This is a genomic window from Brevibacillus sp. YAE8, assembly GCF_057543335.1.
Map to the genome: position 1 here is coordinate 75605 of NZ_BAAIYG010000007.1, position 15556 is coordinate 91160.

11 protein-coding genes are annotated in these 15556 nt (G+C 54.5%); 6 read left to right on the top strand and 5 right to left on the bottom strand.

The features are described 5' to 3' along the window. Positions 1-5: 5 nt before the first annotated feature. The gene (locus AC27IT_RS12470) at positions 6-3389 is read right to left on the bottom strand and encodes a tubulin-like doman-containing protein (protein ID WP_283858436.1); all 3384 of its coding nucleotides are present in this window, start codon (positions 3387-3389) and stop codon (positions 6-8) included. Positions 3390-3401: 12 nt separating this feature from the next. Beyond that, complete coding sequence (locus AC27IT_RS12475; protein ID WP_122952560.1) at positions 3402-5201, bottom strand: vWA domain-containing protein; 1800 nt, start codon at positions 5199-5201, stop codon at positions 3402-3404. Positions 5202-5377: 176 nt separating this feature from the next. On the opposite strand from AC27IT_RS12475, the gene AC27IT_RS12480 reads away from it, so the two are divergent. The 5 genes from AC27IT_RS12480 (at position 5378) to AC27IT_RS12500 (ending at position 9927) form a co-directional block, all read left to right on the top strand. Next, a complete protein-coding gene (locus AC27IT_RS12480; RefSeq protein WP_007778284.1) occupies positions 5378-5527 on the top strand; it encodes a hypothetical protein in 150 nt (49 codons plus the stop codon). Continuing rightward, positions 5524-6459 (top strand): hypothetical protein, encoded by a 936-nt coding sequence (locus tag AC27IT_RS12485; RefSeq protein ID WP_221842894.1) that lies wholly within the window; start codon positions 5524-5526, stop codon positions 6457-6459. The genes AC27IT_RS12480 and AC27IT_RS12485 overlap by 4 nt, the downstream gene beginning before the upstream one ends. Positions 6460-6473: 14 nt before the next feature. After that, the gene (locus AC27IT_RS12490; protein ID WP_035987970.1) at positions 6474-8231 is read left to right on the top strand and encodes an SH3 domain-containing protein; all 1758 of its coding nucleotides are present in this window, start codon (positions 6474-6476) and stop codon (positions 8229-8231) included. 273 nt (positions 8232-8504) lie between these two features. After that, on the top strand, positions 8505-9137 hold the full coding sequence (locus tag AC27IT_RS12495) for a LysE family translocator (protein ID WP_005831157.1): 633 nt from the start codon (positions 8505-8507) through the stop codon (positions 9135-9137). Positions 9138-9273: 136 nt separating this feature from the next. Then, positions 9274-9927, top strand: coding sequence for a YHYH domain-containing protein (locus AC27IT_RS12500; protein ID WP_005831155.1), 654 nt, complete (start codon positions 9274-9276; stop codon positions 9925-9927). Positions 9928-10265: 338 nt separating this feature from the next. Here the strand turns inward: AC27IT_RS12500 and AC27IT_RS12505 are convergent, their stop codons facing one another. Next, positions 10266-11219 carry a PGAP1-like alpha/beta domain-containing protein gene (locus AC27IT_RS12505; RefSeq protein ID WP_122953021.1) on the bottom strand — a complete coding sequence of 318 codons (954 nt, stop codon included), beginning with the start codon at positions 11217-11219 and terminating at the stop codon, positions 10266-10268. A gap of 201 nt (positions 11220-11420) precedes the next feature. Between AC27IT_RS12505 and AC27IT_RS12510 the strand changes: the two genes are divergently transcribed. Beyond that, entirely contained in the window at positions 11421-13052 is a 1632-nt protein-coding gene (locus tag AC27IT_RS12510) for a family 10 glycosylhydrolase (protein WP_005831151.1), read from the top strand. 68 nt (positions 13053-13120) lie between these two features. Here AC27IT_RS12510 and AC27IT_RS12515 read toward each other — a convergent pair whose 3' ends face one another. Both AC27IT_RS12515 and AC27IT_RS12520 read right to left on the bottom strand, forming a co-directional pair. After that, positions 13121-14104, bottom strand: coding sequence for an iron-hydroxamate ABC transporter substrate-binding protein (locus AC27IT_RS12515; RefSeq protein ID WP_487091818.1), 984 nt, complete (start codon positions 14102-14104; stop codon positions 13121-13123). A gap of 219 nt (positions 14105-14323) precedes the next feature. Further along, positions 14324-15421 carry a nitric oxide synthase oxygenase gene (locus AC27IT_RS12520; RefSeq protein WP_429777291.1) on the bottom strand — a complete coding sequence of 366 codons (1098 nt, stop codon included), beginning with the start codon at positions 15419-15421 and terminating at the stop codon, positions 14324-14326. Positions 15422-15556 lie beyond the last annotated feature (135 nt).

Below are 15556 nucleotides of genomic sequence, written 5' to 3' on the forward strand. Positions count from 1 at the left end.
CTCGTTTATTGCAGCGTCTTGCGCATGTCGTTTACTTTTGCCCACACTTTTTTGTAGAACTGGTACATTTCCTCGCCGTTTACGTACTCGTCGCGGTCGTACTCCAGATCGTTTTTCACGCTCTGGAACGCCGTTGCGATTTCATCCAGCTTTTTCACGAGTTGCTCGGTATCCTCCGCCGAGACAAACGCGTCGCTGCGCTTGGCCGACTTGCGCTGAATCGCCGCCATGCTCTTGTGGTCGAGGGCGCGGAACTTTTCGTAGATGGCGAACTCTACGTGCTTGTTCACTTTCATCAGGTTGACGAACGGCTCCCACGCTTCTTCTTCCTCGTCCTTGTCGTAGACGTACAGGGCGCCGCGCTTGCAAATCGTGCCGGTGTACAGCGCCTCGATATAGCGGGTCAAAAGCTCCTCCTCGCCCTGGATGGCGTTGACGATTTGCTCCAGCTCCTGGATTTTCGCTTCGATCTCCGCGTATTTGCGCACCTCTTCTTCGAGCAAGCGAATGAGCTGCGGCGAGCGGATCAGATTTTCCTTCGCCAGCTCTTCGTTGATGCTGCCGAAAATGTCGCGAACGCTCTCCTGCGCAAGCCCGTCCTTCATGAAGCCTCTAAGCTCTGCCAACGCCCGCTTGATTTCGCCGGGACTGAGCTTGGCGGTGTCGCTTTGGTACTTCTCCATAAATGCGTTGATCGAAAACGGCTTGGACACTACGCACTCGTAACGGTTGCTCGTCTTGCTGTCGTGGCCTTTTTCCCGAATGCAGCCGTAGCGCATGGCCTGCGCAAACAGCTCGCGAACCTTGGCGTTGTAAGCTTTGATCCGCTCGTTTTGGTACGTGTCGCCCCACGATTTTTCCGGGATTGGCGACGGGAGGTACGCCCAGTTGTTTTTCTCCGTCTGCACGAGGTGGCGGCCGATGCCTTCGCGGTCGAGAATCGTGCGCTCGTAGCTTTCCTCGTACACCTTCAGCGGCGTGTAGGCAAACAGCGGCACCCCGTTTTTCGTATTCAGCCAGAAAATGCGGTTTTTGACTTCGCTTTCCTTAACCGTGAAGCGCGAGCCGCTAATCGCCGTATTCTGATAGTTTTTGATTCCTTTCAAAATCGACGGTGCTTTCAGCGGAACAGACACGAAGCCCCACGACGGGAAGTGCATGTTGCCGAGATTGTTGCTCAGATGGAAGACCGGAATCGCCTCTTCGTCCAGCTTGCTGGCGATCTTGCGCTCCACGATGCGATCGAGCGTCTCGTCCTGACCGTATTTGATGACGAGGAACTCTTCCATTGATTTGGTAATCAGCTCGCCGAACTTCTCCGAGAGAAATTCCGAGATCGAGCTGACGATATCCAGCTCCTGCTCCTTGACCCATTTGTCGGAGTGGCGCAAAAGCTCGCTCGTGAAGTCGCGGATCAGGTCGTCGGCGTCTTTTTGCTCCAGGATGTTTCCGACCACCTTGGCGATATCCGGCACGCTGACGATGTTCCAGTAGTACGTCTTGTTGCCTGTGCGGTCCATCTCTTCTCCGCCGTTAATCAGGATGTCGCCGTTTTGCTCGAAAATCTGGTTGAGCGCGTTCAAAACCTCCGTGAACACGTTGTAAATCCGGTTGTTTTCCGCATTCAGCAGGCGGTGCAGCTCTTCGTAAAACTCGATCATCTGCTCCAGCTTCTCCTGGTCGGCCAGGAGCTGGTACTCGTTGATTTTCGCCTCGATGTAGAGGTTTTTCTTTTTCTCCTTGGAGATGAACGCGCTGCGAGCATCGCCGAGCTTTTCGTTGGCGTTTTCCCGCGCGGCCTCGATCTCCCGCGGGTAGCTTTCCAGCGTGGCCTTCAAGCTTTCCACGTAGGAGAGGATCATTTTCATCAGGCAAAAGCCTTTGTCCGAATGAATCAGACGCGACGCGTAGAACGGCCCTTGCTGCGGGTGCAGGAAGACGCGGGTAATCATCTCCCCGAATACGCCGATCATTTCGCCTGGCGTCTGCTTCTTGCATTTGATGTACGCCTCGCGCGCTTTGGCGAGGTAGCCTTGCTCCAGCTCGTGGTCGATGCTCACGACTTGTTGCGAAATCACGTTGCTGTAGCTGAGGCGCTCGCTGTTCTCGTAGCCTGGCAGCGGCTCCGGCACTCGCTCCTCGAATTTGCGGGAGACCGAGTCGATATCAATTCCCAGCTTGCGGGCGAACTTCTCCGCATCCTCCTGCGTCGGCGCTACGTGGAACATTTTCTCCATCTTTTTGAACAGGCGGTACGCCAGGTAGGTCGTCATTTCCTCGATTGGCAATACTGCCGAGGAAGCGCCGATCACGTTGTACTGGTAGTTGGCCGCGTACGCTTTCGGCATCTGGTTGATGTTCGTCCGGATGTTGCTGATGTAGTCGTGAATGGCGAACTCTTCGCCGGAGCGCTTTTCCTCGCTCGCCATGAAGTTGGTGATGTTCTCCGCCGTCACGTTCATGCAGTAGTCGTAGGCGTTTTCCAGCGCCTTGCCTTCGAGGTTCGTCGCCGAGATCAGATGGCACAGGTTGAACGGCGGCATTGGCGATTGCACCGTCAGCACATTGCCGTACTGCTGGCGAAAGCGCTCCTGGCGCTCGTCGGCGTTCATCCAGTAGTCAAGCTCCTTGAGCGCGGCGTAGCCGTTTTTCATGATGTAGTCGCGCGTGTGCGAGCTGAGGCTTTTGTTCGACAGGTTGACGTCCGGCGTAAACAGGTAGCCGAGCGTATTGACCTTGTCCACCCCGGCGCTGCCGAAGTCGCGCTCCAAAATTCCGCGCACGATGTAGGCGATGTCGAGGAAGCAGCCGCTGCCTGTCCCGCCGGACAAGCCGCTCAACAGGAAGACGGTCAGCTTTTTGTTCGTGCCCTCGCAGAGCATTTTGATCTTTTTCTCAATCGTCTGGACGACTTGCGTGATTTTGGTAAACAGCAGCAGCCGCCCTGCCTGGCGCACGCCGGATGCCCCGCTGATGCCGTCTGTAATCGTCAGCTCGGGCGAGAGCCATTCCGTTATGTACGGCTCCAGAATGCTGCGGTTTTGCAGCACGCCCCCGATTTCCGGATTGGACAACAGGACGAACTCGGTCACCGGATCGAGTCCGATGCCTTTGTACTTTTTGTTGCGGTCGTGCTCGTTCGTCTCAAACGCGATAAATTCAATATTGTCCGGCTTTTCCTTGCGTTTTTTCGACAGCGCATCGACTGGCAGCTTGAAGCGTCTGTTCACCTGATATTTGAGGCGCAAGAGCGCGTCGATGCCTGTCCCGCCCAGCCCGATGACGAGCATCGGGTTGTCGATGGTGTCTACACGAATCTTGTCGCTGACGATACCGCCGCCAAGCGATACGTCCAGTTGCTGAATATGTTCTCTCACTACTGCTTTCATACCGATCCACTCCTAGACGATGTAGTCTACATAAACGGACTTGTTGACATTCGTTAACGAAATTTTGATGCGATCGTTTTTCTTCAGTTCTTTGCCACGGCTGACATCCAGCACGCGTCCCGCCTTTTCGATCCGGCAGGTGGAGCGGTTCTCGATAATCAGCGTATCATTTCTTCCCGGCAAAAAGATGACTTTCTCCGTCTCCGCAAACTCCGGTGCGAGCTGCAGAAGCTGGTGCAGCTTCACTTTTCCTTTGAACGCGCTCAGTTTTTTGTACTGCGGATTGGATTTGTCGCCTGTGTCCTCGTCCACGATTTCGATCGCGATCTGTCCGATGAAGCCTTTGTTGGCCTTGCGCCAGAGCGCCAGCGCGTACAGCCCGGCTCCGATCAGGAGGGTAAGGAGCACCGCACCTCCTACTACGGTCAGCCACGGAAATGGTTTCGATTGTTCGCCAGGCGCGGTCGTTGTCGGCTGCTGCGGCTTCGTCGTTCCTGCGCCAGCCGTCTGCGATGCATCCACGACCAACGGCTTCGTCTCGCGGTAAAAGCTCGTATCCTCCGCCTTGATTTTCAGCTCGTAAGCATGGTCGGCGGGAATCGTGAAGCTGCCGGCAAATCCGCTGCCAGTGTTATTCAAAGCAACTTCGCTCGTTTTGTTGTCCGTCTTGTCCTCCACGATCAGCGTCGCCTTCATCTGCTTGTACAGGTCGGGGCTTGTGATCGGCTGGCCGTTGGACACGAGAGCGGCCTTGATCGGCACGACGTCCCCGGCTTTGAAGCTGGTTGCCTGGAGCGGCTCTGCCTCCAGTTGCAAGTCGTAGTTGAAGATCAGATTGATGTCGATTTTTTCCTTGGGAGCGCCTTTTACCTGAAGCTTCCAGTCGCCCTGCTGCGGCTTCACCAGCTTGACCATCGTGTACGCGCTCGATTTGCTCAGCCGCACCTGATCGGACGGAATCGCCACTGGCTTGCCCGCCGGGTCAAACAGCTTCACTTCCACCGCTTTTGGCGACATGATCGAAATATTCGCTTCCAGGACGCTCGCGTTCGGGATGGAGATCGGAACTTCCTGGGCTTGGCCGTTCGCTGTAAAGCTTTTGACCGGGACGACCTTGAGCTTCAAATGATTGGCAAAAATTTCACTCAATATTTGCGGGAGCCTGTCCGCTGTGCTTGTTTCAAAAAACTTGCCGTTCGTCTCGGAGGCAATCTGCTGCAAAGTCGTGCGGTTGAGCTGGCCGTCCGCGTTCAGGCCGATCGTGTAGATCGGGTAGCCTTTGTCTTTTGCTTCCTTGACCGCTTTTTGCAGGTCCTGGTCAGACTGGGCCTGCGTCCTGCCAGACGCCTTGTTCAAATAGTTGTTGCCGTCAGCAAGCAGCACGATGATCGGCGCATTGGCCGGATCGCGCCCGGCGTCGAGAATTTTCACCGCTTCGGTCACCCCGACGGAAATATCGGTGTACGCCCCTTTTTGCAGGCTGTCGATAAACGCCTTGATATCGTTCTTGTCTTCCTCGGAATTGACCTGAATCAGCGCTTTTTCCCGCTCGATCTTGTCGGTGTACGAAATCACGCCGATCTTGTTCGCCTGAATCGAGGTCATGTCGACGAACATTTTCATCGCTTCATTGCTGACCTTGTTCTTGTCGCTCTGCGTCATCGAGTTGCTGACGTCCACGACGAGTACCGCATCCATGCTGTTTCCGGCGGTTTGCGCAAAGCCTGAGTGCGCACCGTAGATGACTGACACAAACAGAACCATGAGACACAATGCGTATCGATACCACAAGCCAAAACGTAACTTTTTCATGAGGACCCCTCTGCGTACAGAATTTAAGTACTATTGCAAACAAAGTAAGACTGTGACACTATACCACTAGATTAAAGAATAGTGAAAAAGTAGTAGATGATTGCGCTCCTACTCGTAATACGATACGACGTGATTCTTTGTTACAGATTTCGACACTTTTATGAGGGAGAATTTTTATGTTAACTTATTTCCTTCTCTTTGCCGCTTTTTTGCTGCTGGCAGTGCGTTTCTTCAAGCTGCTGCGACTGAAACGGCGCAACCTCTCCGCAGCCGAAATCGATCAGCATCTTCACCGTCTGTTAAATGAGAAGAGGAACCAGCCATGAGAAAACGAATCGGTGTTCAATTTCGAAAGAGTCGGAAAACGGCGCACGCTTTTGAACGGATCATGGCCTGCAAACGATGCCACACGTACCACGTCTTCTGGGATACGCACTGTGACGCGTGCGGCAGAGCCTACACCCCGGTTCGCGAAGTCTCCGCTGCCGTGACGCGCCGCTATGTGCAGACGCGCTTTTTGCTGCTCGGCCTGTTCATTTGCCTCGCGATCCTCTGTGCCGACACGCTGGTGCAGATAGCCGTTGCTTTTGGCGTGGGCTTGCTGCTCGTTTGCCTTTTTTTCGCGATGCAAAAAAAGTACGGTTCGTATGAGAGAGACGCCCAGTTGCTGACGTTTTTCACCCGCGAGGAAGAAGCGCTCAAAAAATCGCTGCTGCAGCATCTGGAACAGGTCGGAGCCGACGTCAAGGCCGGACGGATCAAGGAAGCCTACGAAAAAACGCGAGAAATCGGCTATTTTGTCGATTCTGATACGATCAAAATTCGCAAAATCATGTTTCTGAATCACTTCGTGCTGCGCAAGGACATGGAGCTTGAACTGGAAACGCTGATCCCCTCCACCTATGACAAAGACTTCATGGAATACGTGCGTGAAGTCGTCAAAGTGCAGCCGTCGCTGGTCAAAAAAGCCGTACTGGATTACGTCCGGCGCTACAAAAAGCAAATTTTGCTGCTGGAAAACGGGGAGCAACTGATTGGGCAAGTGGCTGGCGCGGCTTTGCGGATGAGGACGTATGTGGACGAGTATCAGGACCTGATTATCGAATTTATGGATTATTTGCCTCGCGAACGGCTGCTGCGGCTCGCCAAAATGCTCCAGACGCATCGAAGCGAAGGCTGGGAGCAACTATATCATTCTACCAAAAACAGGGTAGATACGCATTTCGCCTTTGATCCTGATTTTAAAGGCGTACTGTGAAGGAGCCGCCTTTGATGAAAATCTCATCCTATCAAAAATCGCTGTTTGTCCGAAATGTGGCGCTCATCGTGTTTTCCGTCGCGCTTGTCGCTGTTTGCGTCAAGCTTGTGCTCGGGTACAGACAGATGACCCTGTACGATCAGGCCAAAGCCTATTATGAAGCCAACAACCTGCTGCAAGCCGAGGAAAGCTTTGCCCGGGCCAGCGACATCGGCGCCATCTCCTACGGGGACGAGCAGTGGAGCGCGCTCATGTCGCAGTTGACCTCGATCCGTCTGGAAATGGAGGGGCTTCAGCAAAAAGCGCAAACCGCCATGCAGGCCAAACAGGACGCGGACGTTTTGGAGACGTATGAGACATACCAGGCCATGCGAAAGACATACGCGAACCAGCCTGGCGCAGCGGCTGCGTTTTTCCAGCAGTTGTCCGCTCATTTGCGCCTGGAAAAAGGCTGGTCCGACTATTACCAGCAGGCGATGCAGGCTGCCCGCGGCCAGTCGCAGGCGAATCTGGACAAAGAAAGCTATCGCGACGAATCGTTCATTGATACGCTGCTCGCCATTCCCGCGGAGTACTACGGCGGCCAGCCCCAAAAGCAGGAAGCGCTGCTGGCGCTGTTTGAGCACTATGAAAAAACGAAGCTGCGCTCCTTGATAAACAACGCCTCTTTTGAGGAAGTGATTTTCAGGACGGCGAGCAGTCTGCGCCACTATGCCGAGCAGAGCTTTGCGGCAGACTGGCTGCTGACGCGGCTGGAAAAGTACGCGCAGGACGAACTGAAAGAAGCAATTCGCAAGCAGGACCTCGCCTCGTTCGTCAAAATGGCGGCCGCTTACCGGAAAATACAGGATGTGCTCCCGGATGATTCCCGTGCGCTCGATACGATCAGCGACCATCTGAAAGCTCGCTTGCGGGAGGCGGAGCAGTACGCCAAGTCGCGCCAATTTTCCAAAGCGATTGAGTTGTATCAGGAGCTGAGCCCACTGGAAGACACGGCGACGCTCGTAGCGGAAGTGGAGAATCGCTGGCTCGACTATGACCCAGGCCGTTTGCTTGCGGTCAAATACCCGGACAAAATTTTTACAGAAATCTTCTCCGGTACCGATCTATGGGGAGCCAAGCTGTATGCGTATGGCCTCGTGGAAGAGGATCAGCGTCTGTACGTTGCAGCCAAGCTGCAGGATGATTCGCTCGTCTATCTGGAGCACAGCTTTGACGGCCTTGACATAAAATCGGTGCGCGTCCATATCGCGGACGCTCTGGGCGGCGCCAAAGCGCCTGTCATGCTCGTGCAGGCGGCGGGCAAAGAGCGGGAGTTTTCCTACACGGGCCTGCTGCCTGACTTGTCGCAAAAGACGATGGAGCAGCGCTTTGCGATCGAAGCGGACGAATTTGCGGTAGAAGATGCCGAGCATGCCATCATTAAGAATGCGGTAGGAAAAGGCAAGCAGGAGTACGCCCGGTTCAAGCTCACTTCCGAAGGGCTGGCCTACGTCGAAAAGGTCGCCGACATGGCGCCTGACGCGGACGAGGCTGAAACGGATACGGATTCCTCCGGCACTGGCACTGGCGTTGACGCCCCGGCCGCTGAGGAGCCTGCCGCCGAGCCGCAAACCGTGCAGGTGTTTGCGGGGCCAGGCGAAGAGTATGACGTGATCGGCGAAGTGGTGGCAGACGAGTCTCTCGCCATCGGCGCAGAGCTGAACGGCTGGTCCCAGATTACACTGGACGGACAAGAGGGGTGGATACGCACTCCGCAAACCGCTCCGTAAGGCGTTCCATCAGCGCACTAAGCAACTTGTCGCTGCTTCGGCCATGGCAGTCGGCACGGATATGAGAAAAGCTCCTGTCACCGATTTTGTCGTCAGGGGCTTTTTTTCGTACTCGGATTGAATTACGGGCTGTTTCGCAAACCATGTTGTTATTGACACAGATTTTGCAGTGTTGGCAAAATAAGAGCAGTTGTTTAAGCAAAAATAGGGGAACGCGCGCCCAGACAGGCATGGTGACCGTCCTGTCTTACGATGAATGGAGTGTGAAGAGAGATGTTTGGCATTGTTCATTACGAAGCGTTTGTACTGACAGCGATCATGCTTAACCTGATTCCCGGAACCGACACGATGTACATTATCAGCCGCAGCATTTCGCAGGGACGTCAGGCTGGCATCCTCTCTGTTCTCGGCATCCTGACAGGCTCGCTCATTCACACCGTGCTGGCTGCTTTCGGCCTGTCGCTCATCCTGGCCCAATCGGTCGTGCTTTTTAACATCGTCAAAATTCTCGGCGTCGCCTATCTCGTCTACCTGGGCGTGCGCATGTTCATGACCAAGGAAGCGCTGTCGTTCGACTCCACGGCCTCGCCTGGCCGGAAAGCGGGGAAGGTGTACGGGCAAGCGATTGTCACGAGCGTTACCAATCCGAAGGTCGCTTTGTTTTTCATCGCGTTTTTGCCGCAATTCGTCGACGCGACCCACACAGGTCCGCTGCCTTTTCTCCTGTTGGGCCTGACTTTCACGCTGACGGGCGGAATCTGGTTCAGCCTGGTCGCACTGTTCGCTTCGTTCGTCACGCAAAAGCTGCGCAACAATCCGCATTTTTCCTCTATCCTGAACAAATTGACCGGGATCGTCTTTATCGGGATGGGGTTGAACCTGCTGCGGGCCAAAGCTACTCCTTGACCACTGCGGTCATTGGCAAAATACATTTCGGACTTACACCGGGTAGGGCAAACTACCCGGTTTTTTTGCGTCTGTCCTCGTCCAAACGCCAGAAAAATTGGTATAATATTCAAAATGATACTTTTGGAGGATAGCCATGAAAAAAGCAGCATTTTTGTTCGCTCTCATTCTTGCCGTTATTTTATTCCCTCTTCAATCGCTGGAAGCGCATCCCGGTCGCACAGATGCAAACGGCGGACATACTTGCAGAACGAATTGCGAAAAATGGGGCTTGAAGTACGGCGAGTACCACTACCACAACAAAGGAAGCAACTCTTCCGGCGGCCGTTCTTCCGGCAACAGCCAGGCGAAGCCCGCCACACCCAAGCCGCCAGCGGCCAAACCAGTGCAGCAGCCGAAGCCAGTCGCACCCAAAGTCATTGTAGCGGTAGAGCAAGCGAATGTTTTTGCCGCTCCCTCTGCCGACTCGCCGGTGACCACGACGCTCTGGTATGGCTTTGAGCTTGTCGACTCCGGCACTCACCCGGAATTCGTCGCCATCGGACAAGGCTTCGTCTCCAAGAAAGTCATTACCAGCTATACTCCCATCACCCCTAAAACGGTCAGCATTCATGCAGAAAAAGGCTACTTCTTCGCTACGCCTTCTGCGGAAAGCCGCGGCAGAGGCTATGCCGTACAGCATGCGCTGGTCCAGGTCGTCGGCGAGCACGGCGACTGGTATTACGGCTCCACCCAGGACGCGCAAGGAAATGTCCTGGTCGGCTTCGTCTCCAAAAGCGTCGCTTACTGACAGCGAGCAGACGAACCACACATTCGTCAAAAGAAAACAGCAGGTCGGGCTGGAGATTTCCTTCGCCCGGCCTTTTTACTGTGCGCAGCCTGTCCGCCCCGATGCCAAAGCTGTCCAGACACATGTTGAGAATTTGTATGGGCCGAAAAATTACCGTAGCCTACGTTGCACGAATACTGGCTACGCCTCGCATCCATTCTGCTCTGCATTAGAAAACTTGGCTGCGCCAAGCCATTGACGCAGCCTTGGTTGCCCTTATACTGGAAAAAGAGGACTTGTGCCCGGTTCCCCCTGGCCCAATCCTCTTTTTTTGTCGAAAAGCACCTGCCACATTCGCTTCACGATCCCAGAAGCTGTCTCAGCAGCGGCTCGCTCTTGTACAAAATATCCAAATGAGTTGCTTCGACGTAATATTTGTCTCCCTCCAGCGTAAACACGCTTTTGGCCATGACGCTGCCGTCGCCTGCCGAGCTGCTGATGGAACCAACGACTCTCCCGTCGACCCATTTGGTCGGGGAAAGCGACGGCACCGTGCGCAAGTAATGAATCGTTTCTTGCCCAATCCCTGCCACAACCGTGATGCGGATGTTGCGCTCGTAAATCAGCCCCATCGTGCTGTTGAGCAGGTCCATGTAATGATTTTTGACCACCATGCTGCTGTACGGAACAAAGCTCTCCGCCCCGTTTTTCTTCTCCAGCAAGTAGTCCCCGTAGTCGGCGGCAGGCACCAGGTCAAGCAGGCTCGGAAAATGCCTCTGGATCGCCTGGACGCGTTTAAACGGCCTGCCCTGCTCCAAATAAGCGAGATATACGTTCATGTAAATTTCCAGCACATTTCTTTTTCCCGGAACCGGGCGCGGGAGCTTTCCTCCTGCCCAGTAGCAATAGCTGATCGGCGAGCCTGCGTTGGGCGTGGCAAAAACAAGCAGTTGGTCCACGTCGTTTTGGTACGTATCGCCTTGCACGTACGCTCTGGCTACCAGGCCGCCCATGCTGTGGCAGACGAGGTTGACATGGCTTGCACCCGTCACCTGCTTCGCCCATTGGATGACGGGCACGAGAGAGTGCTCCGCGGAAATGCCAATGGGCCTGCGCCAGTCATAAAAAGCGACAAACAACTGTTCATTCAGTCTGTACCCCATATTTTCCAGCATGCGAATGAACGGCTCGTATGCGGTTCGCGCAAGACCGAAGCTCCAGTCCCCCGTCCCCGGTATAATCTGATCGTTCATCGACCCAAACAGCCCCGGAACAAACACAATCGGCACCTTTTGCGAAAGAAAAGAACTCATGCAGCTATTCCTCTCCCTAAAAAACGGCCTATGTCTTTGCCTATTCCCCGTCGGCTTGGGTGGTTCCAGCCAGCTTTTTTGTCGAAATGAACAGAATCGAATCAATTCTCCTCCCACACCACCGTAACAAACGATATAATAAGACGTCTAACGATTAGCGAGAGTTTTGCAGCAAATAATACGTGTCGGAGGATTCACAAAATGAAGTTACGCAAGTGGTTTATGCTTTTGCTTACGTTCGTGCTGTGCATTCCAGCGATGGGGACATCTGTGCAGGCTGCGCAGGCATCTCCTGCGATCAGCATCTTTCTGGACGGGCAGCAAGTCAGAAGCGATGTCGCTCCGTACATCATCCCCAAAGTCAATGTCACGATGGTCCCTCTGCGGGTCATCAGCGAAAGTCTTGGCGCAGAAGTTTACTGGGATCAAAACTTGCAGACGGCCACGATTTTGAAAGGCGATACCGTGCTGTCCATGACGATCAACCAAAATTACGCGCTCGTCAACGACAGCACCGTGCCTCTCGATGCCTCTGTCCAAAATAAACAGGGCCGGGTCATGGTTCCGCTCCGCTTTGTCTCCGAGCAGCTTGGCCTGCAGGTAGGCTGGACGCAGGAAACGAGAACGATCACGCTGTCGACGGGAAGCCCCGTAGCCGTCACTCCGCCGCCGCAAGACATTCCGGGTGGAAACGACAGCTCCGTCGTCGTTCCGCCAACGCCTCCCGTCTCCAATAGCGGTTCGCTGCGCGGCGTATGGGTATCGACCGTGTACAATCTGGACTGGCCTTCGACTGGCTCCTACGGAAACCAGGCCAAGCAGCAGCAGGAATACATACAGCTTTTGGACGAGCTGCAAGCGATGGGAATGAATGCCGTGTTCGTGCAGGTGCGCCCTTCGGCAGACGCCTTGTACCCGTCCTCCCTCGTGCCGTGGTCCAAATATTTGACGGGCACCCAAGGGAAAAATCCCGGCTACGACCCGCTCGCCTTCATGGTGGCGGAAACACATCGCCGCGGCATGCAGTTCCACGCCTGGTTCAATCCGTTCCGCGCCAACGTGGACGCGAAAACAGACCAGCTCGCCGCCACTCACGTCGTGAAAAAACATCCGGAATGGATCGTCAATTCCAGCAACAAGCTGTACATCAATCCGGGCATCCCGCAAGCCCGCCAGCAAATCATTGCCGAGATCATGGAAGTCGTGCAGCGCTACGACATCGACGGCGTGCATCTGGACGATTACTTCTATCCGTCCAACGGCACCTTTAACGACGATGCGACCTTCAAAAGCTACAACAGCAAAAAAATCGCGACAAAAGCGGACTGGCGCCGCGACAACATCAACCAGTTCGTGCAGCAGCTCAACCAGGCGATCAAAAGCGCCAAGCCGCATGTCCAGTTCGGCATCAGCCCGTTTGGCGTCTGGCGCAACATCGCCGTCGACAAGACAGGCTCCGATACAAAAGCAGGCGTCACTGCCTACGACCATATGTACGCCGACGTCCGCACCTGGATCAAGCAAGGCTGGATGGACTATGTCACGCCGCAAATTTACTGGAGCCTCTCCTTTGCCCCGGCCCAGTACGACAAGCTCGTCACCTGGTGGGCGAACGAGGTACGCGGCACCAACGTCAAGCTGTTCATCGGCCATTCTCCTTACAAGCTGGGCACAGCCGAAGCAGGCTGGCAAAGCTCTCAGGAGATTATCAATCAACTGAATTTCAACGCGACAATCCCTGAAGTCCAGGGCAGCGTCTTCTTCAGCGCCAAAGATTTGCGCAAGAATCCGCTGGGCCTGCTGCAAGCACTCAGCAGCTACTACAGCCGTTAACAGCAAAAGACCCCCGAGTCAGACAGCGATTGTGCTGTTTCTGACTCGGGGGTTTTCTATTGATCGGCTTAGTTTTGCGTCAGTTTTTCTACGATGAAATCAAGCTGGGCCTCCAGCGAAATCGGGTCGTTGAAGTAAGAACCATCGCGGTCGAGCTGGAATACTTTGTTGTTTTTCACAGCGGGAAGTCCCTTCCAGACATTAGAGCCGTAGACAGCTTCCGGATCGGCGTCATCTCCGCTCCATGCGCTTGTGAAAATGTAATCGCCAGCGAAGTCCGGCAATGTTTCCAGCGAGACTTCCGCCCAACCGGTGCCGCTGTCAATGGCAGCCTTTTGCGTAGCAGCAGGAGCCTTCAACTGAAATTCGCCGTAAATGATTTCGCCGCCTCGGCCGTAGTTGTGTCCGAATGCATAGATGCCTTTCGCGTAAGGCTGCAGGATGGCAACCGTTTTGTCGCCTACCGCCGCCTGTACTTTTGGCTTCAGCTCAGCGATCTTTTTGTCCCAGGAAGCAATCCACTCATTGGCTTTGTCTTCTCTGCCCGTCATTTTGCCGAACTCTTGAAGCTGCTCGCGGAACGTTTTCTTGCCGTACGGAATCGCAACGGTCGGCGCGATTTTGGAGAGCTCCGCCAGATTTTTGTCGCCTTCGAACACGACGATCAAGTCTGGATTCATGGTGAGCACCTTCTCTACGGAAGAGCCGTCGCCAACGCTTTCAATGCCGTCCAGCTTGCCTTTCATGTACGGGTTTTTCATCACATGATCGGTAATCCCGATCGGCTTGATGCCCAACGCGAGAAAATCACCGACGTAGCTGTCTGCCAGCACGACCACCCGTTTCAAGTCTTTCGGGATTTTCACCTCTCCGTTTTGTGCCTGATAGGTGATAAATTCGTCGCTGCTCTCGGTTTTGGCTGGAGCAGCCGGTTGCTCTTGCTCCGTTTGGGCCGCATTATTGGCCGGAGCTTGTCCGCATGCCGACAGAACCCCGACGAGAACCAGCATAAATGCCAGTAAGATGACTTTGAAAGATCCGGTTTTGCGCAAAATGAATCTCCCCCACATTTTTATAATAATGATAATCATTATCGACTAATTTTATCACATCTTGCCGATTTCGCCACCTATTCTGTGCAAGAAAATAACTGTAAATCCTTTACAGGCCCTGCTTTTGCGCAAACTTCCTGGCGGGAGCTTGTGCGCCCATTTATCTGTACAAAAAAATGCCGCGAACCGTCGTCCGCGACATTTTGCCTGTTGTTTCCCTTATTTTTTGGGCAAATCCGGCTTCGCCTGATAGTGGAAATTCGGCGACTCCATCTTGTTGTCGTACGTGCTGTGAAAAATGTGGGTAGCCGCAGGAGAAATCGGCGGAATCAGCCACGTCCAGTCCCCTGTAATCTCCCGGCCGTTTTTGGCTTCTCTTTCCTCAAAGCGCTTGAACTGTTGACTGGCTGTGTGATGGTCGACAATCGAAACGCCTTTTTCCTTGAAGGAATGCAGCACGGCCACGTTCAGCTCCACCAGCGCCTTGTCTCTCCAGAGCGTCGCTTCCCGGCTCGTGTCTAGGCCCATGACCTCCGCGACTTTTGGCAGCATGTTGTAGCGCTGTTCGTCCGCCAGATTGCGCGCCCCGATCTCGGTCCCCATGTACCACCCGTTAAAAGGAGCCGCCACATAATCCAGGCCGCCGATTTCCAGACGCATGTCCGCGACGATAGGCACGCCGTACCATTGCAGGCCAAGGTCTGCAAAGCCCGCTATTTCCGGATGCGTGATCGGCACTTCGATGACCAGCTCTGGCGGTATCTCAAAAAATTGCGGCTGCCGATCCCCAATCTGCACGACGAGCGGCAATATGTCGTAGTGCGTGCCAGCCCCTTGCCACCCCAGGCTCAAACAGAGCTTCGTCAGCTCAAGCGAAGCCGGATCGCCCAGAATGCCGTACTCCGTCTCATACCCGGCGTAGCGAATCAACTGATGGTTCCAAATGCGCATCTGCGGCCGCCCTGGTATGGCAGGGGCAAAAACGGTAATGGTCGGACGCACTTTCCCGCCGTTCGTCGCGAACTCGATGTGCCGCAGCAACGCCTGGGCCATCTCCTCCTCTGTCTGGACATGGCGCTCGTCCATCACAATGAGCGATTCCCAGAAAAAGCGTCCAATACATCTATTGCTATTGCGCCAGGCCATCTTCGTCCCGTGGCGCAGTTCTTCCTCTGTGTGCTCGTAATAGCCTTGTGACTCGATCTGGTACCGGACTTCCTGCAAACGCTGCTCTGTCTCGGCCGCCGTCTTGTTCAACTCGCTGTAGCAGGTGCGGATAAAACGTTGAGCTGCTTCCATCAATTGATTTGGTTCCATAGTACCCTCTTTCCCGCTGAAAAGGCGCTTGCTCGCTGCGTATGTACCTTCATTATAATTTTCCCCAACTTGCATTACCAATCTCCCAGGCGTTTCGACACATAACTGTAAAACCTCGTGCCATCTTTGTGAACA

Excerpts from the sequence above, each read along its gene's own strand:
- AC27IT_RS12470 (WP_283858436.1), bottom strand. The coding sequence starts at position 3,389 with ATGAAAGCAGTAGTGAGAGAACATATTCAGCAACTGGACGTATCGCTT.
- AC27IT_RS12475 (WP_122952560.1), bottom strand. The coding sequence starts at position 5,201 with ATGAAAAAGTTACGTTTTGGCTTGTGGTATCGATACGCATTGTGTCTC.
- AC27IT_RS12480 (WP_007778284.1), top strand. The coding sequence starts at position 5,378 with ATGTTAACTTATTTCCTTCTCTTTGCCGCTTTTTTGCTGCTGGCAGTG.
- AC27IT_RS12485 (WP_221842894.1), top strand. The coding sequence starts at position 5,524 with ATGAGAAAACGAATCGGTGTTCAATTTCGAAAGAGTCGGAAAACGGCG.
- AC27IT_RS12490 (WP_035987970.1), top strand. The coding sequence starts at position 6,474 with ATGAAAATCTCATCCTATCAAAAATCGCTGTTTGTCCGAAATGTGGCG.
- AC27IT_RS12495 (WP_005831157.1), top strand. The coding sequence starts at position 8,505 with ATGTTTGGCATTGTTCATTACGAAGCGTTTGTACTGACAGCGATCATG.
- AC27IT_RS12500 (WP_005831155.1), top strand. The coding sequence starts at position 9,274 with ATGAAAAAAGCAGCATTTTTGTTCGCTCTCATTCTTGCCGTTATTTTA.
- AC27IT_RS12505 (WP_122953021.1), bottom strand. The coding sequence starts at position 11,219 with ATGAGTTCTTTTCTTTCGCAAAAGGTGCCGATTGTGTTTGTTCCGGGG.
- AC27IT_RS12510 (WP_005831151.1), top strand. The coding sequence starts at position 11,421 with ATGAAGTTACGCAAGTGGTTTATGCTTTTGCTTACGTTCGTGCTGTGC.
- AC27IT_RS12520 (WP_429777291.1), bottom strand. The coding sequence starts at position 15,421 with ATGGAACCAAATCAATTGATGGAAGCAGCTCAACGTTTTATCCGCACC.